Consider the following 305-nt stretch of genomic DNA (forward strand, 5'->3'; position numbering starts at 1 on the left):
GGCATTGTGCTTCTATGAAGCATTCATGCTGGAAACCCTGAACGAGCGCTCGGTGCTGGATCACGATTTGCGTGAGGCTGTCGATCTGGGTCAGCTGGGGATGATGTATCAGCCACAATTCCGTTTTGGGGACAAACAGCCACGACGGGTTGAGGCATTGATGCGGTGGCGGCATCCACGGCTGGGCAGTGTCTCGCCGCTGGAAATTATCCCGATGGCGGAAACCACGGGTCAGATTCACGATATGGGACAGTGGGCGGTGGAACAAGCCTGCCGACAATTTCTGGACTGGCGCGAGCAAGGCC

The 305-nt window shown here is 57.4% G+C and carries 1 protein-coding gene; it reads left to right on the plus strand.

Annotated elements, in window-relative coordinates; genetic code table 11:
• Window positions 1-25: 25 nt before the first annotated feature.
• The coding region (locus tag Q4563_RS18575; RefSeq protein WP_303605560.1) for an EAL domain-containing protein at window positions 26-305 on the plus strand (280 nt) is incomplete at its 3' end.

The organism is Gilvimarinus sp. 1_MG-2023 (assembly GCF_030548285.1).